Below are 690 nucleotides of genomic sequence, written 5' to 3'. Positions count from 1 at the left end.
ACCGCCATCGCTCACTGGCACGAACAGGAAGTCGGCTGTGTCGTTACCGTTCTGATTATGGACGATGCGCTGGAATGCGCTTAGCATGACGCTCTTGGAGCCCAAGCGCAGATGATAATTGGCTACGAGGGGATCCACGAACCGCGTCCGGGCGGCGAGATCTGGATTGTTCCCCTGCAACTCCTGCTCCAGGAGTTGGTAATCCCTCTGGATATGTTCGTCGCCTAGCAATTCCAATGCGCCGAGCACCCGCCCGTCTTTAGCTTTCCCAGGGGGCTTCTCTGGCCGACCCAATGCCTCCTGCGGCCCGCTGCGCTGCGCAGCGGCGTCCCCAATGGCACGAGCCTCCATGCCGACTGCGTCTTCCGGACGAGCAGCAAGGGCAATTTCGCGCCCGAGTTCGGGCTTCCGGAGATGAGCTAGTGCACTGATCCCACCGGAGTTCACATAGCGCTTGGCATCTTCAACCAGCGACCCCTCGTGAAGCCGATCCGCAATCCCCGGCTTGTTGTTTTCATGCAGGTATTCACTGAAACGTCTAGGAGCAGATCCATAGGTCTGAATGGTACCGGGATTCGGCCCGGTCGGCGCTGCCTTGTACTCTCTGATGGGAGCCGCTGTGTAATCTCTGATGAGCGCGGCGTCGGCAGGGTCGGGATTATTCAGGACAGCGGCGCGGTCCAGCACTGG

Annotated in this window: 1 pseudogene; it reads right to left on the bottom strand. The window is 60.1% G+C overall.

Annotation, left to right across the window (positions count from 1 at the left end):
• Positions 1–690: pseudogene (locus tag NKJ73_RS34110) on the bottom strand (hypothetical protein); the annotation flags it as partial.

This window comes from Mesorhizobium sp. M0074, from assembly GCF_040322975.1.
GTDB lineage: Bacteria > Pseudomonadota > Alphaproteobacteria > Rhizobiales > Rhizobiaceae > Mesorhizobium.
The sequence above is the reverse complement of the archived record's forward strand: the minus strand, read 5'-3'. Positions and strand labels throughout refer to the sequence as shown.